Origin of the sequence: Actinomadura sp. 3N407, from assembly GCF_052245875.1 — a bacterium.
Classification (GTDB): domain Bacteria; phylum Actinomycetota; class Actinomycetes; order Streptosporangiales; family Streptosporangiaceae; genus Spirillospora.
In genome coordinates this window covers 34,476-59,513 of record NZ_JBQQBP010000014.1, presented here as the reverse complement: position 1 = coordinate 59,513, position 25,038 = coordinate 34,476, and the positions used below count along the sequence as shown (strand labels likewise).

23 protein-coding genes are annotated in these 25,038 nt (G+C 72.3%); 8 read left to right on the top strand and 15 right to left on the bottom strand.

Annotated features, from left to right (window positions below; all coding sequences use genetic code 11):
- Window positions 1-10 precede the first annotated feature (10 nt).
- The 7 genes from ACTWPP_RS30595 to rimP form a co-directional block, all read right to left on the bottom strand.
- Window positions 11-1,186, bottom strand: a complete 1,176-nt coding sequence (locus tag ACTWPP_RS30595; RefSeq protein WP_443107841.1) for a DHH family phosphoesterase — start codon at window positions 1,184-1,186, stop codon at window positions 11-13.
- Entirely contained in the window at window positions 1,183-1,710 is a 528-nt protein-coding gene (rbfA, locus tag ACTWPP_RS30590) for a 30S ribosome-binding factor RbfA (RefSeq protein WP_443107840.1), read from the bottom strand. Before rbfA ends, ACTWPP_RS30595 begins: the two co-directional genes overlap by 4 nt.
- A gap of 73 nt (window positions 1,711-1,783) precedes the next feature.
- The gene (locus ACTWPP_RS30585; protein ID WP_358450811.1) at window positions 1,784-2,092 is read right to left on the bottom strand and encodes a DUF503 domain-containing protein; all 309 of its coding nucleotides are present in this window, start codon (window positions 2,090-2,092) and stop codon (window positions 1,784-1,786) included.
- 279 nt (window positions 2,093-2,371) lie between these two features.
- Complete coding sequence (infB, locus tag ACTWPP_RS30580) at window positions 2,372-5,419, bottom strand: translation initiation factor IF-2 (RefSeq protein ID WP_443107839.1); 3,048 nt, start codon at window positions 5,417-5,419, stop codon at window positions 2,372-2,374.
- A gap of 108 nt (window positions 5,420-5,527) precedes the next feature.
- Entirely contained in the window at window positions 5,528-5,800 is a 273-nt protein-coding gene (locus tag ACTWPP_RS30575; RefSeq protein ID WP_443107838.1) for a YlxR family protein, read from the bottom strand.
- Between the two features lie 34 nt (window positions 5,801-5,834).
- Window positions 5,835-6,884, bottom strand: a complete 1,050-nt coding sequence (gene nusA / locus ACTWPP_RS30570) for a transcription termination factor NusA (RefSeq protein ID WP_443107837.1) — start codon at window positions 6,882-6,884, stop codon at window positions 5,835-5,837.
- Window positions 6,885-6,909: 25 nt separating this feature from the next.
- A complete protein-coding gene (rimP, locus tag ACTWPP_RS30565) occupies window positions 6,910-7,605 on the bottom strand; it encodes a ribosome maturation factor RimP (RefSeq protein ID WP_443107835.1) in 696 nt (231 codons plus the stop codon).
- A gap of 212 nt (window positions 7,606-7,817) precedes the next feature.
- On the opposite strand from rimP, the gene ACTWPP_RS30560 reads away from it, so the two are divergent.
- The 3 genes from ACTWPP_RS30560 (at window position 7,818) to ACTWPP_RS30550 (ending at window position 10,355) form a co-directional block, all read left to right on the top strand.
- Entirely contained in the window at window positions 7,818-8,801 is a 984-nt protein-coding gene (locus ACTWPP_RS30560) for a ferritin-like domain-containing protein (protein ID WP_443107834.1), read from the top strand.
- Window positions 8,802-8,878: 77 nt separating this feature from the next.
- Entirely contained in the window at window positions 8,879-9,196 is a 318-nt protein-coding gene (locus ACTWPP_RS30555; protein ID WP_443107833.1) for a hypothetical protein, read from the top strand.
- A 94-nt stretch (window positions 9,197-9,290) separates the two neighbouring features.
- Window positions 9,291-10,355 carry a TRM11 family SAM-dependent methyltransferase gene (locus ACTWPP_RS30550; RefSeq protein ID WP_443107832.1) on the top strand — a complete coding sequence of 355 codons (1,065 nt, stop codon included), beginning with the start codon at window positions 9,291-9,293 and terminating at the stop codon, window positions 10,353-10,355.
- Here ACTWPP_RS30550 and ACTWPP_RS30545 read toward each other — a convergent pair.
- Window positions 10,352-11,047 (bottom strand): HAD family hydrolase, encoded by a 696-nt coding sequence (locus tag ACTWPP_RS30545; protein ID WP_443107831.1) that lies wholly within the window; start codon window positions 11,045-11,047, stop codon window positions 10,352-10,354. The genes ACTWPP_RS30550 and ACTWPP_RS30545 overlap by 4 nt on opposite strands.
- A gap of 105 nt (window positions 11,048-11,152) precedes the next feature.
- On the opposite strand from ACTWPP_RS30545, the gene ACTWPP_RS30540 reads away from it, so the two are divergent.
- The 3 genes from ACTWPP_RS30540 (at window position 11,153) to ACTWPP_RS30530 (ending at window position 14,426) form a co-directional block, all read left to right on the top strand.
- On the top strand, window positions 11,153-12,718 hold the full coding sequence (locus tag ACTWPP_RS30540; protein WP_443107830.1) for a hypothetical protein: 1,566 nt from the start codon (window positions 11,153-11,155) through the stop codon (window positions 12,716-12,718).
- Window positions 12,719-12,779: 61 nt separating this feature from the next.
- Window positions 12,780-13,049 (top strand): hypothetical protein, encoded by a 270-nt coding sequence (locus ACTWPP_RS30535; RefSeq protein WP_443107829.1) that lies wholly within the window; start codon window positions 12,780-12,782, stop codon window positions 13,047-13,049.
- Between the two features lie 162 nt (window positions 13,050-13,211).
- Window positions 13,212-14,426 (top strand): lysylphosphatidylglycerol synthase transmembrane domain-containing protein, encoded by a 1,215-nt coding sequence (locus ACTWPP_RS30530; protein WP_443107828.1) that lies wholly within the window; start codon window positions 13,212-13,214, stop codon window positions 14,424-14,426.
- 19 nt (window positions 14,427-14,445) lie between these two features.
- On the opposite strand, the gene ACTWPP_RS30525 is transcribed toward ACTWPP_RS30530, so the two are convergent.
- The 6 genes from ACTWPP_RS30525 to ACTWPP_RS30500 all read right to left on the bottom strand — a co-directional run bounded on the left by ACTWPP_RS30525 (window position 14,446) and on the right by ACTWPP_RS30500 (window position 20,678).
- A complete protein-coding gene (locus tag ACTWPP_RS30525; RefSeq protein WP_443108008.1) occupies window positions 14,446-15,672 on the bottom strand; it encodes an ROK family transcriptional regulator in 1,227 nt (408 codons plus the stop codon).
- Window positions 15,672-16,430, bottom strand: coding sequence for an ATP-binding cassette domain-containing protein (locus ACTWPP_RS30520; protein ID WP_443108006.1), 759 nt, complete (start codon window positions 16,428-16,430; stop codon window positions 15,672-15,674). Before ACTWPP_RS30520 ends, ACTWPP_RS30525 begins: the two co-directional genes overlap by 1 nt.
- 199 nt (window positions 16,431-16,629) lie before the next feature.
- A complete protein-coding gene (locus tag ACTWPP_RS30515) occupies window positions 16,630-17,913 on the bottom strand; it encodes a sugar ABC transporter permease (RefSeq protein ID WP_443107827.1) in 1,284 nt (427 codons plus the stop codon).
- Between the two features lie 10 nt (window positions 17,914-17,923).
- Window positions 17,924-18,709, bottom strand: coding sequence for an ATP-binding cassette domain-containing protein (locus tag ACTWPP_RS30510; RefSeq protein WP_443107826.1), 786 nt, complete (start codon window positions 18,707-18,709; stop codon window positions 17,924-17,926).
- Window positions 18,710-18,825: 116 nt separating this feature from the next.
- Window positions 18,826-19,905 (bottom strand): sugar ABC transporter substrate-binding protein, encoded by a 1,080-nt coding sequence (locus ACTWPP_RS30505; RefSeq protein ID WP_443107825.1) that lies wholly within the window; start codon window positions 19,903-19,905, stop codon window positions 18,826-18,828.
- A gap of 476 nt (window positions 19,906-20,381) precedes the next feature.
- Entirely contained in the window at window positions 20,382-20,678 is a 297-nt protein-coding gene (locus tag ACTWPP_RS30500) for a hypothetical protein (protein ID WP_443107823.1), read from the bottom strand.
- A gap of 228 nt (window positions 20,679-20,906) precedes the next feature.
- On the opposite strand from ACTWPP_RS30500, the gene ACTWPP_RS30495 reads away from it, so the two are divergent.
- Window positions 20,907-21,554, top strand: a complete 648-nt coding sequence (locus ACTWPP_RS30495) for a hypothetical protein (protein ID WP_443107822.1) — start codon at window positions 20,907-20,909, stop codon at window positions 21,552-21,554.
- Window positions 21,555-21,650: 96 nt separating this feature from the next.
- The gene (locus ACTWPP_RS30490) at window positions 21,651-24,176 is read left to right on the top strand and encodes a M14 family zinc carboxypeptidase (protein ID WP_443107821.1); all 2,526 of its coding nucleotides are present in this window, start codon (window positions 21,651-21,653) and stop codon (window positions 24,174-24,176) included.
- 65 nt (window positions 24,177-24,241) lie between these two features.
- Here ACTWPP_RS30490 and ACTWPP_RS30485 read toward each other — a convergent pair whose 3' ends face one another.
- Window positions 24,242-24,916, bottom strand: coding sequence for a hypothetical protein (locus ACTWPP_RS30485; RefSeq protein ID WP_443107820.1), 675 nt, complete (start codon window positions 24,914-24,916; stop codon window positions 24,242-24,244).
- Window positions 24,917-25,038 lie beyond the last annotated feature (122 nt).

Genomic DNA, 25,038 nt, shown 5'->3' with positions numbered 1-25,038 from the left:
CTCCGAAAGGTCAGTCGTCCCGTTCGCCGGGGACGCGCAGCGCGGCGCGCAACCGGTCGATGATGGAGGCGGGCTCCCCGCCCATGGTGAAGGCGGCGGCGGTGCGGTGACCGCCCCCGCCGAGTTCGACGCAGGCGCGGCCGACGTCCACCGAGCCCTTCGAGCGGGTGGAGACGTACCACTCGCCGCCGTCGTTCTCCTTGCACACGACCGCGACCTCGGCCTCGTCGGTGCGCCTGAGCTGGTCGATGACCCCTTCGAGCTGGTCGTAGTGGACGTCGCGGGCGTCGCGGTCCGAACGTGCGATCGTCGTCCAGACCAGGCCGCGGCCGCCGGCGGCGTCGCGTTCCAGCCGGGCCCGCGCCAGCGCGCCAGCGAGGACCTGCAGATAGCCGAACGGCGCCCGGTCCCACAGCTCCCGGCTGACCGCCTCCGGCCGGACGCCCGCCGTCAGCAGCCGTCCCGCCAGATCGTGAACCTCGGGGGTCGTGCACGGGTACTTGAACGAGCCGGTGTCGCTGGCGAGCCCCGCGTACAGGCCCTGGGCGATATCGCGGTCCAGCTCGACGCCGAGCCTGCGGATCAGCTCCTCGACCAGCACCGCCGTGGCGGCGGCGTCCGGGTCGACGAGCCGCACGCCGCCGAACCCGGTGTTGGACGCGTGGTGGTCGACCACGATCAGCGCACCCGCCCGGCCGGCGGGTCCGGCGAGAGAGCCGAGCCTCGCCTGCCCGGCCGCGTCCAGCGAGATCATCAGGTCCGGGGCCGCGGGCATCCGGTCGGGTTCGACCAGCATCTCCTGGCCCGGCAGGAACCGCAGGATCTCCGGCACCGTGAACGGCTCCCCGAACGACGCCAGGCACCGCTTGCCGAGCGCGCGCAGGGCCTGCGCCAGCGCGAGCATGGAGCCGAGCGCGTCCCCGTCCGGGGCGACGTGGCAGGCGAGGCAGACCTCCCCGGCGTCGTGGATCAGCTCGACCGCCCGGTCCCACTCCAGCCCGTCCGACGAGCCGTCCGGCGGGACGCCCGGCGCGGCGGGGACGGCCGGTCCGCCGCCGCGCGCGGCACCGCCGCCGCGCGGCACGATGTCATGGCCGCTCGCGGAATGCCCGTCCACGTCGTGCAGGAGGCACTCCTCCGTCCAGCCGGCGCCCGGTGCCTCCGCGCGCCTCTCCGGCCCGCTCACGATGACGGGCGTCCGGAACGGCCGTCCTCACCGTCCCCCGCGGCGTCGTGCCCGCCGAAGTCCGGGCCGTCCCCGGCGTCCGCGCCGAGGTCGTCGTCCTCGCCGGCACCCGGCTCGCGGTAGGGGTTGGCGTCACCGGCCGGGGACGCGCCCTGGGCCGCCCTCGCGACCTCGGCGTCCCTGGCGCGGGCCTTGGCCAGCAGGTCGTCGATGTGCGCGGCGTTCTCCATCAGGGAGTCCATGACGAAGGTGATGCTGGGCGTGTGCCGGACCCCGGTCTGCTTGCCCACCTCCGACCTGATGACGCCCTTGGCGCTCTCCAGCGCGGCGGCCGTCTCGGCGCGCTCGCCGTCCGACCCGTACACCGTGTAGTAGACGGTCGCGTCGCGCAGGTCGTTGGTGATGCGGGTGTCCGTCACGGTCACGAAGCCGAGCCGCGGATCCTTGATCCGCCTCTCCAGCATCTCGGCCACGATCTGCTGGATGCGGTCGGCGAGCTTACGCGCCCGAGCTGCGTCCACCATGATCGCACTCCCTTTCTATGGTCTACGTGAGGACCGACCCCGCACCTGTCATTGTGCGGGGAAGACCCCGCCCTCAGTCCTCATCATGGAAAAGCCGCTGCCGCGCGGACAGCAGCTCGATCTCCGGGCGCCCGGCCACCAGCCGTTCGCACCGGTCGAGCACCTGGGTGCAGTTGGCCGCGGTGCCGGACACCACCGCCACCCCGATCTCCGCCCTGCGATGCAGGTCGTTGTCACCGGTCTCGGCGACGGCCACCGCCGGGAAGTGCTTCTGCACCTCGGCGATGATGGGCCGCAGGATCGACCGCTTCTGTTTCAGCGAGCGGACGTCCCCCAGCAGCAGGTCCAGCTTCAGCGCACCCACGTACACCTGGTCGATCACCTCAGGATCCTCAGAAGATGAAACGACGGTGGTCACCCGCCGTGTTCCCGGTCCGCGACCGCCGCACCCCGCCGGGCGGGCCGGGCGGGGGGCGGCGGGGACGCGGCCGGGCATGACAGACGCCAGGCTAGAAGATCCGCCTGGCGTCATGTCACCCGATTAAACGATCACCTCGTGGACGGGTCCGGACGGGGGCCCGGACGACGTCGAGCCCGGACGCCCGCGCGGCCCCGGCGGAACCGGGACCGCGCGGACGTGCGCGCGTCTCGAGCACGTGCCTCAGCCGCGGGGCTTCTCCCGCATCTCGAAGCACTCGATGACGTCGCCGAGCTTGATGTCGTTGTACCCCACGCCGATACCGCACTCGAAGCCCTCGCGGACCTCGGTCGCGTCGTCCTTGAAGCGGCGCAGCGACGACACCGTGAGGTTGTCGGCGACCACGACGCCGTCGCGGACGATGCGGGCCTTGGCGTTGCGCTGGATGATCCCCGAGGTGACCATCGAGCCGGCGACGCTGCCGATCCGCGGCACCTTGAAGATCTCGCGGATCTCGGCGGTGCCGAGCTGGGCCTCCTCGAACTCCGGCTTGAGCATGCCCTTGAGGGCCGCCTCGATCTCGTCGATCGCCTGGTAGATGACCGAGTAGTACCGGATGTCCACGCCTTCACGGTCGGCCAGGTCCTGCGCGTTGCGCTCGGGCCGCACGTTGAAGCCGATGATGACCGCGCCCTCGGACGCCAGCGACAGGTTGACGTCGTTCTGCGTGATCGCGCCGACGCCGCGGCGGATGATCCGCAGGTTGACCTCGTCGCCCACGTCGATCTTGAGCAGCGAGTCCTCCAGCGCCTCGACGGAACCGGACACGTCGCCCTTGAGGATGAGCAGCAGCTCGTCGCGCTCGCCGCGCTCGAGGTCCTTGAACAGCTCTTCCAGGGAGCTGCTCTTGCGGCTCTTGAGCAGTTCGGCGTTGCGCTTGCGCGCCACCCGCTTGTCGGCGATCTGCCGGGCGATCCGGTCGTCGTCGACGACCAGGAAGTTGTCGCCCGCGCCGGGCACGGCCGCGAGGCCGAGCACCATCACCGGACGGGACGGGCCCGCCTCCTCGACGTTGTTCCCGTTCTCGTCGAGCATCGCCCGGACGCGGCCGTTGGCCACACCGCAGACGATCGAGTCGCCGACCCGCAGCGTGCCGCGCTGCACCAGCACGGTCGCCACGGCGCCCCGGCCCTTGTCCAGGTGGGCCTCGATGGCCGAGCCCTGGGCGGGCATCTCGGGGTTGGCCTTCAGGTCGAGCTCGGCGTCGGCGGTCAGGACGATCGCCTCCAGCAGCCCGTCGATGTTCTCGCGCTGCTTGGCCGACACGTCCACGAACTGCGTCGAGCCGCCGAACTCCTCGGCGACCAGGCCGTACTCGGTGAGCTGGGCCCGGACGCGGTTGGTGTCCGCGCCCTCGACGTCGATCTTGTTGACCGCGACGACGATCGGGACCCCGGCCGCGGTGGCGTGGTCGATCGCCTCGGTGGTCTGCGGCTTGACGCCGTCGTCCGCGGCGACCACCAGCACCACCAGGTCGGTGGTGTCGGCACCGCGGGCGCGCATGGCGCTGAACGCCTCGTGACCCGGGGTGTCGATGAAGGTGATCCTGCGGTCCTCGCCGTCGACCACGGTCTCCACCTGGTAGGCGCCGATGTGCTGGGTGATGCCGCCGGCCTCGCCCGCCTGCACGTTGGCGTGCCGGACGGCGTCCAGCAGCTTGGTCTTGCCGTGGTCGACGTGGCCCATGACGGTGACCACCGGCGGACGGGACTGGAGGTACTCCTCGCCGCCCTCGTCCTCGCCGTACTCGATGTCGAACGACTCGAGCAGCTCGCGGTCCTCGTCCTCGGGGCTGACGACCTGGACGTCGAAGTCCAGCTCGATCCCGAGGGCCTGGAGGTCGTCGGGGTCGACCGACTGGGTCGCGGTGACCATCTTGCCGAGATGCAACATGATCGCGACGAGCGACGCCGGGTTGGCGCCGATCTTCTCGGCGAAGTCGGTCAGGGACGCGCCCTGCGGCAGCCGGATGGTCTTGCCGTGGCCGCGCGGAGCCGAGACACCGCCGACGGCGGGCGCCTGCATGTTCTCGAACTCTTGACGACGTGCCCGCTTCGACTTGCGGCCGCGTGCGGGACGTCCACCGGGACGGCCGAACGCGCCCTGCGTGCCGCCGCGGCCGCGGCCGCCGCCACCGGGACGGGGACCGAAGCCGCCGCCCGGCCGGCCGCCGGCACCCGTGCGGGGGCCGCCGAAGCCGCCGCCGGGACGGCCGCCGCCACCGGGACCACGGCCGCCGCCACCGGGGCCGCGTCCGCCGCCGCCGGGACCACGGCCGCCGCCGCCACCGCCGCCGGGACCGCCGCGCCCAGGCGCCGCGGGCCGCGAGGACGGCATGTTCATCGGGCTCGGACGCGGACCGCCGGGCCGGGGCGGCATGCTGCCGCCCGGGCTCGGACGCGGACCGCCGGCACCGGGAGCGCCGCCGGGACGGCCGCCGCCGGGACGCGGACCGCCCGCGCGGTCGCCGCCGGGGCGGTCACCGCGATCGGGACGGTCGGGACGGTCGGCACCCGGACGCGGGCCGGGACGCGGGCCCGGCTTGGGCGACTGGCCCATGCCGGTGTTGGTCGAGCTGAACGGGTTGTTCCCCGGACGCGGGCCACCGGGGCCACGGCCGCCGCCTCCGCCACCCTGGCGGGGGCCGGGACGCGGGCCCGGCTTGGGCGCGCGGGGACCCGGCTTCGGGCCGCCCGGCGCGCGGCTGCCGGTACCGGCACCGCCGGAACCTCCGGCGGCATCGCCGGGACCGGCCGCGGGCGGGGCGCTCGGGCCCTGCGCCGCGGGCGCGTCCACCGGGGTGCCCGGCGCCGGCGGGACCGGCGTGCGCGGGCCCGGCCTCGGGGCGCCGCCCTTGTCGCCCTGACCGCCCTGGTCGCCCGGGCCGACAGGGCCGGCGGGGCCGGGCTTGGGCGTGGACGGGCGCGGCGCCGCGGGCCGTGGGGCCTGCTGCGGGCGTCCGCCCTGGGAATCGGACGCGCCGCCGCCGGGCGGACCCGGGCGCGGCGCGGCGGGACGCGGAGCCGAAGATCGCTTCGGCGCCGCGCGCTTGTCCCCCTGCTTGGGGGAAGAAGAATTGGAGAAGGCTTCTGTCAGCCTGCGAACGACCGGCGCCTCAATCGTGGAGGACGCCGACCGTACGAACTCGCCCATTTCCTGGAGCTTGGCCATGACGACCTTGCTCTCTACACCGAACTCCTTGGCGAGTTCATATACCCGGACCTTGGCCACTGCACTCCCTACTCGGTCCGGGGGTGCGGCCTCCGGACCGTCGCTAACTTGCCGTACTCATCGCGGCGTGCTCATCGAGCGCTCATAGCAATCTCGACCTGCTTCCGACTAGACGTCGCTTACCATTTGGCCATCCTGCTGCCGCGCGGCGCGGGCCGCAAGCCGCGCTCGCAGCGCACCGGCGTCGAACGGCCCCGGGACGCGGAACGCCCTGGGGAACGCCCGACGTCGCTCTGCGAGCTCGAGGCACGCCAGTTCGGGGTGCAGATGCGCACCCCGTCCCGGCAGCCGCCCACGGGGGTCGGGGACGATGACGCCCTCGACCACCACCAGGCGCAGCAAGTCGGACTTGGCCGTGCGAACCCGGCAGCCCACACACATGCGTATAGGAGCCGCCCGGCCACGTTTCATGAGTCTACCGCGCCGACGCGTCGGCGGGGCCGGTCGCATGCGCCTCCGGGGAAGAAGATCCGGATTCGCCCGTCCCGACGGCCTTCGCGGCCGTCTGCTCGGGCTCGGTGTCGGACCGGATGTCGATCCGCCAGCCGGTGAGCCGGGCGGCGAGCCGGGCGTTCTGGCCCTCCTTGCCGATCGCGAGCGACAACTGGTAGTCGGGCACGACCACCCGGGCGACCCGGGCGTCCGCGTCGACCACCTCGACAGTGGAAACCCGTGCGGGCGACAGGGCATTCCCGACGAACTCCGCGGGATCCTCCGACCAGTCCACGATGTCGATCTTCTCGCCGTGCAGTTCGGCCATCACGTTGCGGACCCGGCTGCCGAGCGGGCCGATGCAGGCGCCCTTGGCGTTCACCCCGGTCTTGCGCGAGCGGACCGCGATCTTGGTGCGGTGGCCGGCCTCGCGGGCGATCGCCGCGATCTCCACCGTCCCGTCGGCGATCTCCGGGACCTCCAGCGCGAACAGCTTGCGGACGAGGTTCGGATGCGTCCGCGACAGCTGGATCGAGGGCCCGCGGTGGCCCTTGCGGACCTGCACCACGTAGGCGCGCAGCCGCTCGCCGTGCTCGTAGCGCTCGCCGGGCACCTGCTCCTGCGGCGGCAGGACGGCCTCGATCTTGCCGAGGTCGACCAGCACGTTCCGCGGGTCCTTGCCCTGCTGGATGATGCCGCTGACGATGTCGCCCTCACGCCCGGCGTACTCGCCGAACGTCAGCTCGTCCTCGGCGTCCCGCAGGCGCTGCAGGATGACCTGCTTGGCGGTGGTCGCCGCGATGCGCCCGAACCCGGTCGGGGTGTCGTCGTACTCCCGGAGGGCGTTGCCCTCCTCGTCGGTCTCGGTCGCCCACACCGTGACGTGCCCGCTCTGCCGGTCCAGCTCGACGCGCGCCTTCGGGGCCGCGCCCTCCGTCCGGTGGTAGGCGATCAGCAGGGCGTCCTCGATGGCCTTGACGGCCACCTCCAGCGAGATGTCCTTCTCGCTCTCCAGGCCCCTAAGGGCGGTCATGTCGATGTCCACGAGGTTCCCCCCTCTAGTCCGGCTCAGCCGGAGAACGCGTTCCCTCGGCCGGCGCGGCGGGTTTGAACTCCACCTGCACACGGCCGCGCCCCAGCTCGCCGAGGCCGAACCGGCGCCGTACCGTCTCCGGCCCGGCGGCCTTCGGCCCGGCGGTCTTCGACCCAGCGGACTTGCCGCCGCCCTTGCCACCGGCTCCCTTGTTCCGGCGCTTCTGGACGACGTCGATCTCGACGGCCTCGTCGTCGGCCGCCACCACGCGGCCCTCGATCTGGCCTCCCTCCGTCAACGGGGCGACGACCAGCCGGCCGACGGCACGGCGCCAGTGCCGCGGCTCGGTGAGGGGACGGTCGACACCGGGGGAGGTCACCTCCAGCACGTACGGCGAGGCCCCCATGACGTCGGACCCGTCGAGCAGCCCGGAGGCCGTCTCGCTCAGCCGGGTGATGTCGTCGAGGCCGACCCCGCCGTCACCGTCCACCACGATCCTGACGAGGCGGCGGCGCCCGGCGGGCCGAACGTCGACCTCTTCCAGATCGAAACCCGCCTCGTTCACCGCGGGCGTGAGCAGCCGGCTCAGCTCGCCGATGACGGCGTCGCGCGCCGGGCGCGCCGAGGCGTGGTCGCGTCCGCCCTGCTCGCTCCGGCCCTGGGGGCGCCCGCTCTTGTCGCGCCTCCCTTGAGCGCGGCCGCCGTGGGACTCGACGCTCATGGGCCCCTCCCTCTGTTGTTCCGCCTGCGGTCGCGGCGTCGCCGCTCGTCCGTTGACACCTCAAGACTATCGACAGCCGGGGACCGCGGCGGTCTTTCGGACGGCTCACCGGCGCGGCGGATATGGAATGCTTGAGCTGGCCTGATGGACATGTCCGGGGACCGGGACCACCGCGGGCCACCGCCACCACACCATCGGGTGAGGAGACTCCCTTGCCAGAGGCCGTGCCGCGCCTGCCGGAAGCCGTGCCGCGCCGCGCGCTGCTGGGACGGGGCGCCGTGCTGGCCGGCGCCGCGCTCGTCCTGCCGTGGGCGGCGGGCTGCGCGGCCGAGACCGTCCCGCACGAGGACGTGCCGACGCTGGTCGGCGCGATCGCGTCCGAGCAGAACCTGATCGCCGCCTACGAGTCGGCGCGGTCCGCGAACGCCTCGCTGGCCGGGCGCCTGGACCCGGTGCTCGCCCATCATCGCGAACATCTCGCCGTCCTGAAGCGCCACTACGTGCCCGGTTCGGGTGACCGGGCCGACGAGGGCGGCGCCGTCCCGCCCCCGAGCGCCACGCCGGTTCCGGACGGGAACAGGGCCCTCGCGGCCTTGCGCGAGGTGGAGGACCGGGCGGCGAAGGCGCGCACGGCCGACGCGGCCAAGGCCGATCCGCGGCTGGCCCAGCTGCTGGCCAGCATCGGCGCCTGCGAGGCGGGGCACGCCATGAGCGCGTCGGGCGAGGCTCCGCCGGTCCGGTCGAAGTCCGGCGCCGGGGTGCTTCGGACGGCGCTGTCGGCCGAGCACGCGGCCGTGTACGGGTACGGGGTGCTCGGCGCCCACCTGCGCGGGTCGCTCCGGCGGACGGCGAAGGCCGTGTGGGACGCCCATCGCGCCCAGCGCGACGAGCTGATCTCGATCCTGACCGGCGAGCCGACCGCCGCCGCGGCCGCCTACGAGCTGCCCGTCAAGGTCACCTCGGCGCGCAGCGCCGCTCAGCTCGCGGCGGCCCTGGAGGACGATCTGGTCCCGGCGTACGTCGGCCTCGCCGGCGCCTCCTCCCCCGACCTGCGCGCCTTCGCCGCCGACAGCGCGCAGCGGGCCTCGGCCCGGTCGGCCGCCTGGCGTGCCAAGGCGGGCGCCCCGCCGCCGTCGGACGCGTTCCCCGGGCTGCCCCCCTCGGCGCTGTCGCCCCGTCCCGAACCGGGTGAGTGATCTTCCGCACGCCGGGAACGAAGCGCCCGATTGATCGCGTTAGTCCCTTTACATGGCATTACTCGGGGGAGGAGTCCATGACCACCACTCCACAGGGAAGCGCTCTCGAGGAGCTCCGGGCCGCCTACCACGAACAGCTGACCCGGCTCGCCGCAGAACGCGACGCGGCGCGACGGCAGGCGCGCAGGGCCCAGGCCCAGGCCGATGTGGCGCGGGCCGACCTCGCCAGCCTCAGAAGCAGCGTCCAGGAACTGCTGGCCGCCGCCGCCCGGCATCTTCCCGACCTGCCGGCGCCGGAGTCCCCGGCCGCTCCGGAACTCACCGCCGCCCAGCGGGCCCTGCCCGCCGCCTCGGACGCCCCCGACGGCGGAACACGGCCCGCCCGAGCAGCCTGACCGGGGAGGAGCGGCCCGCCCAAGGGCCGCACGGGGACCGCCGGGACGACGGATCCCGGCGGTCTCCGCCGGCCGCGCTGTTAGGGTCGCGCAAATGACCGCGTACGGCCTTCTCGTCTCGCCCTCGCACAACCGGGTCTATGCACAGGCCGCCGCCGATCTGGTGAGAGCGGAACTGACGGTGTTCAGCGAACGGGCGCTCGACGGGCGCGTCCGCGACATCCGCGAGACGGCGATGGGCGGCGTCCCGTACGTGACGTTCTCCGCCGACGGCCTGACGGAACAGGACCTCCGCCTTCTTTCGAACGTGTCGTCGCTCTACGCGCTGTTCCGGATCGAGGGCGAACTCCTCCGGCCGGTCGCGCTCCAGCCCCTCGACCTGTTCGGCAGTGACCTGCTCACCATCCAGAAGTACTCCGGCAAGACCAACGAGTACTTCACCAAGCTCCTGCTGAACGTCACCGCGATGGCGACCGACTCCCCCATGGACCTGATCAGCGGCCGTCCCCGCGTCCTCGACCCCATGTGCGGCCGTGGCACCACCCTCAACCAGGCCATGATGTACGGGCTGGACGCCGCCGGAATCGACATCGACGGCAAGGACTTCGACGCCTACGCCGCCTTCATCAAGACCTGGCTGAAGAACAACCGGGTCAAGCACCGGGCCGAGATCACCAGCGTCCGCCGCGAGAAGGCCGTCCTCGGACGCCGCCTCCACGTGACGCTGGGCGCCTCCAAGGAGCTCTACAAGGGCGGCGAGACGATGGAGATCACCGTCGTCAACGCCGATTCCCTGGAGGCGGGCCGGTTCTTCCGCCCCGCCTCCTTCGACCTGATCGTGACCGACGCCCCGTACGGCGTCCAGCACGGCAGCCGCCCCAAAGGCGGGCGGCCGGGCCGCAAGGGCAAGCCGCAACTGTCCCGCAGCCCGGTCGGACTGCTGGCGGCCGCCGTCCCCGAATGGGCCCGCCTCCTCCGCCCCGGCGGCGCCATCGGCATCTCCTGGAACACCTTCGTCGGACGCCGCGAGGACCTGGCGGACATCCTCACGTCCAACGGCCTTCGGGTCCACGGCTCCGACGCCTACCGGGGCTTCCGCCACCGCGTGGACCAGGCCATCTCAAGAGACCTGATCACCGCCCAAAGGCCTCCCGGCTAAATCCAGCGTTCTACGTGCGGGAGCAGTTCGCTCAGGTCGTGGATCACGGCGTCGGGCGGGGCGAGGCCGGGGCGGTCGAAGGCGTGGGTGGTCTGGTGCCAGATCTGGACGGCGCGGAGCCCGGCGGACTTGGCGCCGTGGATGTCGTCGTAGGGGCGGTCCCCGACGAAGACGCAGGAGGCGGGGTCGGTGGCGCCGACGGCGTCCATCGCGGCGCGGAACGCGTTGGCGTGCGGCTTGGTCCAGGGGATCTCGCTTGAGTAGACGGCGCCGTCGAGCAGGTCGAGGACGTCGTCGCGGACGAAGACGCGCTCGTGCCACTCCCGGGTCCAGATGGTGTTGGACAGGACGCCGATCTTGATGCCGCGGTCGCGGAGAGCGTGGAACAGGCCGGGGACGGCCGGATCGGTGTGGGTGTGCGGGGTCCACGTCTCGAAGTGGGTGGCGAGGAGCGCCTCGGTGGGCTCGACCCCGGCCAGCTCGAACGCCTCGGCGAGCGTGGCGCTGCGATGCTCGTCGGTGCCGCGGCGCCAGAGTTGCAGTTCCGCGTCGGCGAGCGCGGCGGCGGCCTTCTCGACGTCGTCGGGGGGGAGGTGCGCGGAGCAGATCGCGCGCCACATGTCGGCCAGTTCGAGGTCGTGCCACGGGGTCAGCGTGCCGCCCCAGTCGAAGATCACAGCTTGTACGCCCATGCCCGGATCGTAACCATCCGGGCGCGGGTAACGATCACCCTTTTACGCGGTGAATCGTCCCGGAGGGCGCGACCGGGGCCACCTACGCCCGTCTAGGAGCCCTGTATGCGCAAACCCCTGGTCGCCGCCCTCCTCTCCGTCGCCCTGTCCGCCGGCATGGCCGGCACCGCCGGCACGGCCGCTCCGGCGGCGGCGGACACGATCCCCGACGGTCCCGGCCGGGGCTTCGTCCCGGCTTACGTCGGCGGGCCCGCCACACCGAAGCCCTTGGCCGGACGGCCCGTTCCGGCCAATCCGCACCAGGGGCCGGTGGGGCTCTCGTCCATGCACGCCGACAGTTACGCGTCCGACACGTACCCGTTCATGGGGCCGCTCGGGCGAAACCCGGAGGTGCTCAACGAGGCGAAGGGCGGCGGCCTGCCCGGGCTGTGCTCGACGGTGACGTTCGCACGCAGGACGGGCCTGATCGTGGCGCAATGCACGCGCGGGCAGAACTTCGTGCTTCGGCTGATCGACCCGAAGACGCTGAAGGACCTCGCCACCTACGACCTGCCGCCGAGGCCGTCCACGGTGCAGGCGGTGTTCTCGCTGAGCCTGGACAAGGTGTTCACCGACACCTCCGGCGGCGCGTACTACTACCTGGACCCGCAGGACCGCGCCGTCATCGCGGACTCGGCGTTCCACCTGCGGCGGTTCGCGCACGAGAAGGGGCCGGACGGCACGTGGCGCTTCACGGTGACCGACGACTGGGATCTGAGCAGGTACCTCCCTCACGACTGCGCCACGTGGACGAACCCGTGGCCGAAGGGTGAATGCGACCCCATCACCGCTGTCGGGCCCGACTGGGACGGTCTCATCTGGTGGATCACTCGGAACGGGCGGATCGGCACCGTCGACCCCGGTACCGGCACCGTCCGGATGACCCGGCTCCCGGGCGAGAGCATCCAGAACTCGTTCGCGACGGCCGACGACGGTGTGTCGATCGTGTCCGACCACGCGCTCTACCGGATGCGGGCGGACGAGAACGGCACGCCCGAGGTCCTCTGGCGTCAGCCGTACGACAGGGGCAGCGCACGCAAGCCGGGCCAGATCGACCAGGGTTCGGGGACGACGCCCACGTTCTTCGGCGACGGGTACGTGGCCATCACCGACAACGCCGACGACCGTATGAACATCATCGTCCGCCGCCGAAACGACGGGCGGCCGATCTGCCGGATCCCCGTGTTCGGCAGCGGAGCGAGCGCGACGGACAACACGCTCGTCGGGTACGGCGACAGCCTGTTCATCGAGAACAACTACGGCTACCGCAACTTCTTCGAGCTGCCGCCGGGAGGGTCGACCGTGGGCGGGGTGAGCCGCGTGGACGTGAAGCCGGACGGGAATGGCTGCGAGACCGTCTGGACGAGCAAGGAGCGGTCGCCGTCCACCGTCCCCAAGGTCTCCGTCCCCGCCGGGCTGCTCTACCTCTACACGAAGGAACCGCGCAACGACTTCATCGACGCCTGGTACCTGACCGCGGTGGACGTCCACACGGGACGCACGGTCTACAAGGTGCTGACGGGCACCGGCAAGTGGTTCGACAACAACTGGGCGCCCATCACCATCGGCCCGGACGGAACCGCGTACTTGGGCGTGATCGGCGGGCTCGTCGCCGTCCGCGACCGGGAGTAGGCCGCCGGTCAGCGGGGATACCGGTCCGATCAGCGAAACCGAGCCGGACCGTGGAGGAGGCATGAGGGCACGCAAGCCCGGTGAGACCCGCGATTTCCGCGAGGACATCGACGACATGGGAGACAACGATCAGGACGAGGAGATCGGCCTGACCGAGGAGTATGTGAACGACCCGCCCGAGGAGCTGACGATCGAGGAGCCGGCCCAGAGCCGGGACGGCCTGGGCATCACCGACTACGAGCGGCAGACCGCCGAGGAGGGCGAGGAGGAGCGGCCCCACCCGGACACGCCCGCCGAGTCCGACGCGGTGAACCCCACCCGCAGGCCCTGACGCCACCGCGGCGCCCGCACCGGCTCCGGGAGCGGGTGCCGCGAGGGGCCCTGTGACGGGTGTGACGCCGGTCGCTTGGCGGTTCGTTTTCCTACCGCAGGGAATGTCATCGCCGGGCCATAGGTTTGCGCAAAGCGGGCGAGCTTGCGGGGTGACCGGGACATGGACGGGACAGTCACGGCACCGGAACGCTCCCCCGAAACCGTCCCGCCCCTCACGTTCGAGCCGGGCCGCGGCGGTCCGGGCCCGGACGCGCCGCCGCGTCCATGGTGGCGGCGGCGGGCGGGTCTGCTCGCCCAGGCGGCGCTGCTCTTGGCCGCCCTCGCCGCGTTTCCGCTCTACCGTGACGAGCTTCCCGACATCGGGGCCGTCTGGTCGTCCGCGAAGGACGCCGACCCCGGCTGGCTGACCGTCGTCGTCCTCGCCGTGGCGGGTTCGATGGGCGCGTTCGCCCGGCTGCAGCGCCGGCTGCTGCGCGTCGGCGGCCTGCGGATGTCGCAGCGCCGCGCGTTCGCGATCACCTATGCGGGCAACGCGCTGTCCACGACGCTGCCGGCCGGGCCCGCGGTGAGCGTCGTCTACACGTTCCGGCAGTTCCGCCGCGGCGGCGCGTCGCCGCGGCTCGCCACGGCGGTGATCCTGGCGGGCGGCGTGATCACCACCACGGCCTACTCCATCGTGGGCCTTCTGGCGCTGCTGGCCGATCCGCACGCACGGGGGCCGGCGTTGGCCGCCCTGGCCGTCCCGCTGGTCCTCGCGGTTCCGCTCGTCCCCGCACTGCGCCGGCCACGGGTGCGCGCCCTGGTGACGGCGCCGCTGCGCCGCGCCCACCGCGCCGCCCTGGCCCATCCCAAGGTCGCCCCGCACGCCCGGCGGCTGGCCGAGATCCCGGAGATCCTCCGCCCGACCCGCCGCGACTGGGCCGCGCTCGTCACGCTCGCCCTGATGAACTGGGTGTTCGACATCCTGGCGCTGCTGTCGGCGGCGCACGCGGTCGGCATCCACGTCACCCCGGGCAGCGTCGCCCTCACCTACTTCGCCGCGCAGGCGGCGAGCAGCCTGGCGCCGCTCCTGCCCGGCGGTCTCGGCGCGATCGAGAGCAGCATGGCCGCCTCACTGGTCGCCTTCGGGGCGGCACTGTCGCCGGCCGCCGCGGCCGTGGTCCTCTACAGGCTCGTGTCCTATTGGGCCGTGGTCACCGCCGGCTGGATCGCGTGGGCCGCCCTGCATGAAGGACCACGCCTCCCCGTCCACGTCAGGACGCGTCTCACAAGGGCCGGACGCCTGGCCCTTGAGGGCATGACGGCGCTCGCGCTCGCCACGCCGTACACCGCCGTCCCTCTGCCGACACCCGCCGCGGAGGCACGCCGCCCGTAGCCGGGGGTGCCCACGGCGGCTAGACGGGGGTGTCCTCGGGGGCTCGCAGGCGGGTCAGGACCTGGACCGGGTCGGCGAGGACCTCGGCGAACGCGAACTCGGCGGCGCCGACGAGGGTCGTGTCGTCGCCGAGGGCGGCGGTGCGGAGCTTGACCTTCTCGCGGGGGGCGGCGAGGGCGCCGGTCGCGAGGACGCTGCGGATCTGCGCGGCGGCGCCGAGGTAGATGTCGCGGAGGGTCCCGCCGAAGATGACCAGGCCGGGGTTGAAGACGTTGACGAGGTTGGCGACGCCGAGGCCGAGCCAGGTGCCGACCCGGTGCAGCGCCTCCCGCGCGGCGATGTCGCCGGCGTCGGCGGCGGCGACGACGTCGCGGACCGCGTCGCGGCCCGCCTGGCCGGGAACCTCCTCGCAGCCGGCGTGGGCGAGCAGCGTCCGCTCCCCCACCTCGGCCTCCAGGCAGCCCTTCGACCCGCAGGCGCAGCGCCGCCCGCCCGGGTTGACGATCATGTGGCCGATCTCGCCGCCGAAGCCCTCGTCGCCGCCGAGCAGCCGTCCGTGCGCGATGATGCCGCCGCCGACACCGACGTCGCCGTGCAGGTAGATGAGGTTGTCGCAGCCCACCCCGGCGCCGCGTTCGTGCTCGGCGAGGGCGCCGAGGTTGGCGTCGTTGCAGACCGAGACGGGGATGCCGAGGCCGAGGCGGCGCGACAGTGCGTCACCGAGCCGCAGTTCGCCGACGTCGAGGTTGGGGCCGAACATGATGGTGTCGTCGGCGCGGCGGACGGTGCCGGGGAAGCCGAGCGCGGCGCCGACGCACACGGCGTCGCGTTCGGCCTTGCGGACGAGGGAGCGCGCCCCCGCGACCAGCACGCTGAGCAGTTCGGCGGAGTCGGAGTCGCGGGCCCGCACGCCTTCGCGGCGGTCCAGGATGACGCCGCCGAGCCCGACGCGCGCGACGACGAGCCGGTCGACGCCGACCTCGAACGCCAGCACGTACACCCGGGTGGACTCGGGCCGGACGACGAGGGACGGGCGCCCGGCGCGGCGTCCGGGGCCGCGCGGCAGTTCCTCGCGGACCAGGCCGGCACCGGTGAGGTCGGCGGTCAGCGCCATGATCGTGCTGCGGTTGAGGCCGAGGGACTCGGCGAGCGTGGCGCGGGACGCGGGGCCGCGCAGGTGCACGAAGCGCAGCAGTGTCCCGAGGTTGTGGCGCCGGATGTCCTCTTGTGACGGGCCGCCCTTCATCATCGGCGCAGCCCCAGGTCTCCGCTGACGCCCGAGGTGATCAGCTCGACGACCTGCCGGTGGGTGATGTCGGCGGTCCTGACCTGCGCGACCATCCGGCCGAGGTACAGCGCGGCGATCCTGTCGGAGACCGCGAACACGTCGTTCATGTTGTGCGAGATCAGCACGACGGCGAGCCCCTTGTCGGCGAGCCGCCGGACGATCTCCAGCACCTGCTGGGTCTGCGCGACGCCGAGCGCGGCGGCGGGCTCGTCCAGGATCACGACCTTGCTGTCCCACAGGACGGCGCGGGCGATGGCGACGGTCTGCCGCTGCCCGCCGGACAGCGTCGCGATCCGCTGCCGGACCGAACCCATCGTGCGGACGGCGAGGCCGGACAGCGTCTGGCGCGCCATCTCCTCCATCGCGGTCTCGTCCAGCGTGAGGCCGCGGCGCTGCTCCCGGCCGAGGAACAGGTTCTGGACGATGTCGAGGTTCTCGCAGAGGGCGAGGTCCTGGTGGACGATCTCGATGCCGAGGCGGGTCGCGTCGCGGGGGCCGGCGATCCGCACCGGGCGGCCCTCGAAGCGGTACTCGCCCGCGTCGAACGTGTGGATGCCGCCGATGCACTTGACCAGGGTGGTCTTGCCGGCGCCGTTGTCCCCGACGAGTGCGGTGACCTCGCCGGGATAGGCGGAGAACGCGACATCGTGCAGGACCTTCACGGAACCGTAACTCTTGTCGATCCCGCGCAGATCCAGGGCTGGCGTCACTGACATGCCGAGGGGCTCCCACCGTGCCGCACCGCCGCCGCGCGCCAGGCGGTCCTGGTCGGTGAGGGTATCAGCGGCGTTCCGCGGCCCGAAACCGCCGGACGGCCCGCTCTGGCCGTCCGGCAGGGCCGGGGAGCCGATGGTGCGGGCCACCGGCTCCCAGGCGTCCCCGGCCGTGTTCACGGGGTCACCGCTCCCACGGAGGTCACCGCCCGGCGCTGGATCGCCGGCGTCTGGCCAGTGCGTCCATGCTCGCGGCGAGCAGCAGCACCACCCCGGTGATGAGGAAGCTGAGGTAGGCCTTGGTGCCGAGCAGCCCGAGCCCGTTCTCGATCGTGGCGATGACGAGCCCGCCGAACACCGCGTCGCGGGCCTTGCCGCGCCCGCCGAACAGGCTCGTCCCGCCGATGACGGCGGCGCCGACCGCGTACAGCAGCGTGTTGCCGCCGCCCGCGCTCACGGCGACGGAGTTGAGCCGGGACGCGGCCACGATGCCGCTGATCGCGGCCAGCCCGGACCCGATCATGAAGACGGAGATCCGGATGCGGACGACGTTGATGCCGGCCCGGCGGGCCGCCTCGGCGTTGCCGCCGACCGCGTAGATGTGCCGGCCGAAGGCGGTGCGGCTCAGAATGAACGTGCACAGGATCAGCAGGGTGCCGACCAGCGGCACGCCCCACGGGATGCCGGCCAATTCGATCAGCGGGCTGGCCGCACGGTCCAGGCTGAGCACGTAGGTGGTGCCCAGCAGCACCGCCGCGACGACGGCGGACTGGGCGAGCACGAACTCGATCGGCTTGGAGTGCAGGTTGCGGACGTGCTGGCGGCGCCAGCGCAGCAGTTGCGTGGCGGCGTAGCCGACGGCGCAGACCACGGCGAGCGTCCAGCCGAGCCAGATCGGCATGTTCCTGGTGGCCAGCGCCACGACGACCTCGTCGCGGACGGGCACGGTGCCGCCCTCGCCGATCAGCCAGAGCGTGATGCCCTGCAGGCCGAGGAAGAACGCCAGCGAGACGACGAACGAGGGGATGCGCAGTACCGCGACGAGCCAGCCGATCGCGGTGCCGATGATGATGCCGGCCGCGACGGCGCTGAGCACCGCGACGTACCAGGGCTGCCCGGACTCGACGAGGATCTTGGCCATCACGGCCGCGCTGAGACCGCTCGCCACGCCCGCCGACAGGTCGATCTCCCCCACCAGCAGCACGAACACCAAACCCATCGCGAGGATGGTGATGGGAAGCGCCTGTGTGGACAGGTTCGCGATGTTGCCCGTGCTGAGGAACGTGCCGGGCTTGAGCACGGTGAACAGCACGAACAGCGACACCAGGCCGAGGATGGCGGGCAGCGCGCCCAGCTCGCCCGACTTGATCTTGTTCCAGTAGTCCAGCATCGCGGACTTCATGTCGTGCGCGCGCCGGTCGGTCGCGAAGTCCGAGTCCGCCAGCTTCACGGCGGCCTCCTTGCGCTCGGGGATGTCGGTGGACACCTGGGCCCCTTCAGATGCTCTCGGCGGCGGTCTGCGGCGCGAGGCCGAGATCACCGGAACGGCCGGCGGTGATGAGTTCCACGACCTGGCCGTGGTTGACCTCGGTGCGGGTGACCTCCGCCGCGACCCGGCCGAGGTAGAGCGCGGTGATGCGGTCGGCGACCTCGAACACGTCGTTCATGTTGTGCGAGATCAGCACGACGGCGTGCCCGGTGTCGGCGAGCCGCCGCACGAGGTCGAGCACCTGGCGGGTCTGCGCGACGCCGAGCGCGGCGGTGGGCTCGTCCAGGATCACGACCTTGGACTCCCACAGCGCGGCCTTGGCGATGGCGACCGTCTGCCGCTGCCCGCCGGACAGGCTCGCGACCTGCTGCCGGACGGACTTGACGGTGCGGACCGACAGCCGGGCGAGGGTCTCCCGCGCCGCCTCCTCCATCGAGGGCTCGTCCAGGACGATGCCCTTGCGCCGCTCGCGGCCGAGGAACATGTTCTGCACGACGTCGAGGTTGTCGGCGAGGGCGAGGTCCTGGTAGACGACCTCGATGCCGAGCTCGGACGCGGTGCGCGGCCCGTCGATGGTCACCGGGCGGCCGTCGTACTCGATCTGGCCCGAGTCGATCGGGTGGATGCCGGCGATGCACTTGATCAGGGTGGACTTCCCGGCGCCGTTGTCTCCGACGAGGGCCATCACTTCGCCCAGCCGCACCGTGAAGTCCACGTCGTGCAGCACATGGACGGCACCGAAGCTCTTGTTGAGCCCGGTCAGGCGGAGGACGGGGTCTCCGTTTTCTGCCACGGGTTTCCTTCCAGGGTTCACGTCGTGCCCGTGGCGGGCCCCCGGCGTCCCGGGTTTCCGGGTACCCGGGGCGCCATCAGCGGTTCGGGGCCCGCCACGAGGTCATCGGGGGGCGGCTACTGGATGCCCGCGTCCTTGCACTTGGCGGCGTAGGCCCCCTTGCAGAGGTCCTCGACCTTGACGAACCCGTCGTCCACGACCTGCTTCATGTTCTCCTCGGTGACGCCGATCGGGGTCAGCAGCACCGACGGCACGTCGCGCTTGCCCTGGGGGTCGTTCGTGGTGCCGTTGGTCTCGCCCTTCTGGCCCTTGATCAGGGAGACGGCGAGCTTCGCGGCGGCCTCGGCCTCCTGCTTGACCGGCTTGTAGACCGTCATGCACTGGGTGCCGTCGAGGATGTTCTGCAGGCCCTGCACGGTCGCGTCCTGCCCGGTGACGGGCACCTTGCCGGCCTGCTTGTTCTTCTTGAGGATGGAGATGACCGCGTTGCCGAGGTTGTCGTTCGCGGCGACCACGCCGTCGATCTTGCCCTGCTCCTCGGTCCACATCTGCTCGAAGATCGTGGCGCCCTTCTCGGCGCTCCACTCCGGCACGGCCTGCTCGGCGACCTTCGTGTAGTTGGCGTTCTTGTCGAGGATGTTGTGCGCGCCCTGCGAGAACAGGGTCGCGTTGTTGTCGGTCGGCGCGCCGTTCAGGTAGACGATGTTGGACTTCTCGTCACCGAGGCACTTCTGCAGGCCCTTGCCGAGCTCCTCGCCGACCTTGACGTTGTCGAACGACACGTAGTAGTCGGCGACGCCGCCGAGCGTGAGCCGGTCGTAGTCGATGGTCTTGACGCCCTGCGCCTGCGCCTTGCGCTGGACGGCGGCCGCGGAGTTGGAGTCGAGGCCCGTCACGAGCAGGACCGTGACGCCGCTGGTGAGCATCTGGTCGGCGATCGTCTGGAACCGCTGGGCCGAGCCCTCCGCGTTCTGGATGTCGCTCTCGACGCCGGCGGCCTTGAACGCCTGCTCGAGGTAGGGCCGGTCGAAGCTCTCCCAGCGGTCCGACGAGGCGGTGTCGGGCAGGATCACGCCGACCTTGCCCTTGACGTCGCCGGAGCCACCGGAGTTCTCGGAGCCGTCGTCCCCGCATGCGGTGAGAGTGAGCGCCCCGGCCGTCATGACGGCCATCAGGCTGAGGATCCCCTTGCGCATTGCCCGGGTCCTTTCTGGGGTGGGCCGCCGTTGGCGCGGCCGGGGGGTCGCCAAGCCGGTGAGCGAGATCACACGTCCACCGGCGTGAATGTTGTGCCCCGCAACTTATGTCGTGCTTGTCCGTCGCGCCAGACTTGCCGCAAGCCAATTTGTTGTCAGGCGTAACAATCACATAACGCGAGATCAACACGGGGGAACCGGGGCGAGGCGCCGCCCGGAGCGTGAGACGCGGCGGATGGGATCGTCCCACCGGTGGAGCGGCAGAATGTTCGGCGGCTCAACATTCACCTCTACCCGCGGTCAGCCGTGCGGGCGGAGTTCTGCGATCATGCGGGGCCGGTACGGAGGCACGCCGGGGCGGGCATGACGTGACCACACCGGCCGGCGAACTCCCGGCGGCCCGGTGATCGGACGGCCTGTCGGCGGACGGCAGGGAACGGCTTCGTCGGCGGACGGCGCGGCGGCGGAGCGCTTCCTCAGTCGGCGGCGAGGACCAGCGCGACCCGGTCGGCCGCGGTGGTGACGTCGTCGGCGGCCGCGATCCGCTCCGCCCACGACCACCAGTACCACCAGCCGTCCGCGCCCTGCTCCGCGAGGATGTTCTCCGTGAGGGCGGACGCGTCCGGATTCAGCACGTGCAGGCTCGGGGACTGGCCGCGGGGCAGGGTGAGACGCACCCGGAAGCCACGCTTGACCAGCTCGTCGCCGAGTTCTTCCAGATATTCGATCCGCGTCTTCGAAGGCGCGGCTGTTCCCGTATCGTCAGGCGTCATCCTCAGTTCCTCACGGACTCCGCGCGGCCCGACGAGAACTCAGCCTCCCGCTTCACCCGCCCGTGTGCAAGCATAAGCGCTTCGAGCTGGTCAGCCGGGTCGCGGCGATGCACGGCCGAGGGGTCGCGGCCGGTACGGCGGTGCCGGGCGGCCCGCGTTTCGGAGGTCCACGGCACCCTATCCGGGATATCTTGCGCATAGCACACGAACCGGAGTATGGGGGCGACGATGACGGTTGGCGCGGGCGCGGACCCGGGAGCCACTCCGGTCACCGGTGTGGAACCGGCCGGCGGACCGGGCAACGGCGGACCGGGCATCGGACCGGGGAACGGGCCAGGGAACGGGCAGGGCGGCGGGCCGGGCATGCGGCCGGCATCGGGCGTGGCGACGTGGCACCGGTTCCACTACGCGGTCGGCGTGTTCCTCATCGCGTACGGCATGACGGGCCTGGTCAGCGCGGTACTGCTGTGGGGCGACCGGCAGGACGAGATCGAGGGCTACTTCGGGTCCGGCCCGGCGTCGGCCGTCCTGATCGCGGTCAAGGCGATCGAGCTGGCGCTCGTCGCGTCCGCCGCCGTGGGGGTGGTGCTCCGCCGGGACATGCTGTTCGTGCCGCCGATGGCCGGATGGATGGCCGGGTTCGCGATGTTCGCCGTTTTGGACGTCTTCACGGCCAGGTGGGACGGGCTGATCGAGCACCTGCTCTATCTGGCGGCGTTCGTGGTCCTGCTGTTCCTGTCCTACGGGCTGAGCGCGAAGGCCCAGCTCGCGAAGGCGGCGAAGGACGACGGGGACGGCCCGTCCGGCGACGGGCGGCGGCTCACCCGGACACAGGAGTTCGCCCTCCAGGCGATCAACCGGATCCCGCGCCCCTGATGGCGCCGCGCCGCTGAGAGCCCGCTTCCGAGGTGCCGCCGATCTTGGCAGATGTTGCCCTTGGTGGGTCCCCCGCCCGGTGTCACGTTGTGGCTCATGAGAGCCCGGAAACTGGCGTGGCCACTGGCGTTGGCCGCGTCCCTCGCGCTACCCGCGTCGCTCGCGGCGCCGGCCGCCGCGCAGTCCCCCGCCGCGCCCGCGGCCGGCTGCGATCCAACGCAGACCGAACCGGTCTACCGGGGCAAGGTCCCCTCCCCTGAGAAGGTCCTCGGCTTCGAGCTCGGCGAGCGGCCGGTCACCGCCGCCGAATCCGACGAGTACCTGGAGACGGTCGCCGCGAAGAGCGAGCGCGTCGTGTCCGGGACGCTCGCCACCTCCGCGCAGGGCCGTCCGCTGAAGTACGCGATCGCGGGACGCCCCGCGCTGATGTCCAAGGCGGGGCTCGCGAAGGTGCGGCGGCAGGCCGGCCTGCTGCGCGATCCCCGCACACCCGACGCGCTCGCCGAGTGGATCGCCAAGCGCGGCGTCCCGATCCTGTGGGTCAGCGGCAACGTCCACGGCAACGAGCCGAGCGGCACGGACGCGGCGCTCAAGGTGCTGCGCGGCCTCGGCGACCGCGAGGACTGCGCCGCCAGGGCGATCCTCGACAACGCGCTCGTGGTCGTCCTGCCGGTGCAGAACCCCGACGGCCGCGAGGCCGGGACCCGCCAGAACGCCTACGGCTTCGACATGAACCGCGACTGGTTCGCGCGGACCCAGCCGGAGACCGACGGCAAGCTGGCGATGCTCCGCGAGTACCCGCCGGCGCTCTACATCGACGCGCACGAGATGGGCGGGACGTCGTACTTCTTCCCGCCGAACGCCGACCCGATCTACCACGAGACGCCCGAGCAGGCGATCGGCTGGATCAACGACCTGTACGGCGCGTCGATGGCCTCCGAGTTCACGCGGCGGGGCATCGACTTCTTCAACCGCGACGTCTACGACCTCTTCTACCAGGGGTACGGCGACTCGGTCCCGACGAGCGGGTTCCACGCCGCCGGGATGACGTTCGAGAAGGGCAACGACAGCCCGTACCCGGAGAAGGTGCAGGAGCAGTACCTCACCCAGTGGGTGACGCTGTCGGCGGCGGCCGGCGACCGGCACCGCGTCCTCACCGAGTGGCGCCAGATGACCGTGGACGCCTACGAGCAGGGCAAGGCGGGGAAGCTGGAGCCCAACCAGATCTACAACCCGCCGAACGAGGTCGTCCGGCCTGTGCCGGACCGCAAGGTGCGGCACTACTTCCTGCGGGCGGACGACCCGGCCGAGCGCGAGGAGGTCCGCACCGTCGTGCGGAGGCTCCAGCGGATGGGCGTGCGCGTCGAGAAGCTCGTCCGGCCGCTGACCGTCCCCGACTTCAAGCCGTACGGACGGTCCGAGGCCGAGACGACCCTCCCCTCCGGCACGTACTGGGTCTCGATGGCTCAAGGCCAGAAGCACTGGATCCAGGCCATGCTGAACGAGGACTCCTACACGCCGTTCCCCTACTTCTACGACGTGACGGCGTGGAGCCTGCCGCTGCTGGCGAACGTGTCCGGCGGATCGTCCGGTGCCGTCCTGCGCCCGCAGGCGATCCCGGTGCGGACGCTTCCGGCGCCGCGTCCGGGCCATGACGGCAGGACACCGAAGGTCGGCGTCCTCCAGCTCTCGGCGACGTCGTCGTCGGCGCGCGAGTCGGCCGGCTGGCTGCGGCACCGCTTCGACCGCGACTGGAAACTGCCGTTCACGCCGCTGACCCCGGCGGACGTGGCGGCGGGCGAACTGGCGGGCATCGAGGTCCTGGTCACGCCGGACGGCCCGGCGTCGTCCGCCTACGACGCGCTCGGCGACGCCGGGCGGACCGCACTCCAGGAGTGGACGCGCGACGGCGGCCGCTACATCGGCTGGCAGGGCGGAACGCAGCTCGCGGCACGGCTCGGCCTGACGACCGCGACGCTGTCCGAGCCGACGTCCGACATCCCCGGATCGCTGTTCCGCGTGAAGGTGGACGAGGACAGCCCGCTGTCGGAGGACGTCGGCGGGACGGTCTGGAACTTCAATGCCTACGACCTGGTCATGAGGGCCTCCAACGGGGTCGCCGTGTCGTACCCGGACGCGGATTCCCCCGACTGGTTCGTCTCCGGTTTCGAGCGCGGCGCGTCCGAGCTGGGCGGCACCGCGGCGGTCGTGGACCAGCCCGTCGGCGAGGGACGGTCCGTGCTGTTCGCGGCGGAGCCCAACTTCCGCGCGTTCACCGACGGGACGGCCGAGCTGCTCTACAACGCGATCCTCGGCCCGGACCCGGAGAAGGAGGCGGCACCGCGGGCGAGCGCCACCGCGAAGGCGGCGGAGCGGGCGGCGGCGCTGCCGTCGTACGAGTCGCCGATCCGGGTCTCGGTGAAGGCGGGCGACGCGGCCGGGGCGGCGTCGGTCCTGCGGTCGGCCGGCGCGGAGTGGGCCGAGAGCCGCAGCGCCGACGTCGTCCACTACGTGGTCGACAACCCGCGCGGCCTGCCCACGGACCACCACCCGTTCGCGAGGCGGCTGCCGTCCCTCATCGAGAAGGCCGGGATCACCCCGGTCGCCGTCACCCTCCCCTGACCCGATTCGTTGATCTGCGGCGTGTCGCCCCAATACCGGCCGCCATAAGGGCGACACGCCGCAGATCAACGGCGGACGATCCAGGCGACGGCCGTCATCGTGCCGGGAGGGATCTCGGTGAAGCCGCCGTCGCGGACCGCGATCGTCGCCCGCTTCACGCAGCGGCGCCACGGCACGTCCCTGACCAGGTGGACGCGGGCGCCGCCCTCGACCCACGCCGCCGCGTCCTTGCGGCGGCCCTGGCGCAGCAGGAGCTGCGCCGCGTGCCCGCACTGGGCGGCGGCCTTTCCCGTCGTGATCGTCACGTCCGGGTTGAGGGCGATCGCGGCGTACGGGGGTTCGGGCGGCGGACCCGGCTCCTCCTCGTCGGCGAGGTCCAGGCCGGCGACCTGGAGCTTGGCCAGCTCGGGCGGGATGTCCGACACCGGGCCCGGCGGGAACGCCCGCACCTGCGCCCCCGCGTGCTCGACGGTGACGCCGGGGAGCGCCTCCGCCTCCGGCCAGCGGACGCCCCGCGCCCGCCGCGTCACCTTCCGGATGCGGCGCGCCTCCCATTCGCGGACGGCCTCCCGCCACTCCCCGTCGGGCCCGGCCGCCCGCGGGTCGGTGAGCAGCGCGGCGACGGCGGTCGCCGCCGCCTCGCAGACCGCGCCGTGATTGGGCGGATCGGCCTTCTCGGCGCGTACCACCAACTGCATCGCCCATGGCGGATCGTCGAGGGGGTCATAGTCAGGTCGCACGCGTGGAGTATTCCAAACCCGATCCGGCTTTCCGGAGACGGATGTGGGTACTGCAACTCTTGTCGTCCCCCGGACGTCATTCCTGTTACGGGCTGGACGGTCCTCGCCGTAGGGGGCGAGGG

What these genes read in the sequence shown, in the direction of transcription:
- ACTWPP_RS30520 (WP_443108006.1), bottom strand. Translation starts at nt 16,430, where the DNA reads ATGTCAGTGACGCCAGCCCTGGATCTGCGCGGGATCGACAAGAGTTAC.
- ACTWPP_RS30540 (WP_443107830.1), top strand. Translation starts at nt 11,153, where the DNA reads ATGCGCAAACCCCTGGTCGCCGCCCTCCTCTCCGTCGCCCTGTCCGCC.
- ACTWPP_RS30555 (WP_443107833.1), top strand. Translation starts at nt 8,879, where the DNA reads ATGACCACCACTCCACAGGGAAGCGCTCTCGAGGAGCTCCGGGCCGCC.
- ACTWPP_RS30505 (WP_443107825.1), bottom strand. Translation starts at nt 19,905, where the DNA reads ATGCGCAAGGGGATCCTCAGCCTGATGGCCGTCATGACGGCCGGGGCG.
- ACTWPP_RS30545 (WP_443107831.1), bottom strand. Translation starts at nt 11,047, where the DNA reads ATGGGCGTACAAGCTGTGATCTTCGACTGGGGCGGCACGCTGACCCCG.
- ACTWPP_RS30525 (WP_443108008.1), bottom strand. Translation starts at nt 15,672, where the DNA reads ATGAAGGGCGGCCCGTCACAAGAGGACATCCGGCGCCACAACCTCGGG.
- rbfA (WP_443107840.1), bottom strand. Translation starts at nt 1,710, where the DNA reads ATGGTGGACGCAGCTCGGGCGCGTAAGCTCGCCGACCGCATCCAGCAG.
- ACTWPP_RS30490 (WP_443107821.1), top strand. Translation starts at nt 21,651, where the DNA reads ATGAGAGCCCGGAAACTGGCGTGGCCACTGGCGTTGGCCGCGTCCCTC.
- ACTWPP_RS30550 (WP_443107832.1), top strand. Translation starts at nt 9,291, where the DNA reads ATGACCGCGTACGGCCTTCTCGTCTCGCCCTCGCACAACCGGGTCTAT.
- nusA (WP_443107837.1), bottom strand. Translation starts at nt 6,884, where the DNA reads ATGACCGCCCTTAGGGGCCTGGAGAGCGAGAAGGACATCTCGCTGGAG.
- ACTWPP_RS30530 (WP_443107828.1), top strand. Translation starts at nt 13,212, where the DNA reads ATGGACGGGACAGTCACGGCACCGGAACGCTCCCCCGAAACCGTCCCG.
- ACTWPP_RS30495 (WP_443107822.1), top strand. Translation starts at nt 20,907, where the DNA reads ATGACGGTTGGCGCGGGCGCGGACCCGGGAGCCACTCCGGTCACCGGT.
- ACTWPP_RS30535 (WP_443107829.1), top strand. Translation starts at nt 12,780, where the DNA reads ATGAGGGCACGCAAGCCCGGTGAGACCCGCGATTTCCGCGAGGACATC.
- rimP (WP_443107835.1), bottom strand. Translation starts at nt 7,605, where the DNA reads ATGAGCGTCGAGTCCCACGGCGGCCGCGCTCAAGGGAGGCGCGACAAG.
- ACTWPP_RS30575 (WP_443107838.1), bottom strand. Translation starts at nt 5,800, where the DNA reads ATGTGTGTGGGCTGCCGGGTTCGCACGGCCAAGTCCGACTTGCTGCGC.
- ACTWPP_RS30500 (WP_443107823.1), bottom strand. Translation starts at nt 20,678, where the DNA reads ATGACGCCTGACGATACGGGAACAGCCGCGCCTTCGAAGACGCGGATC.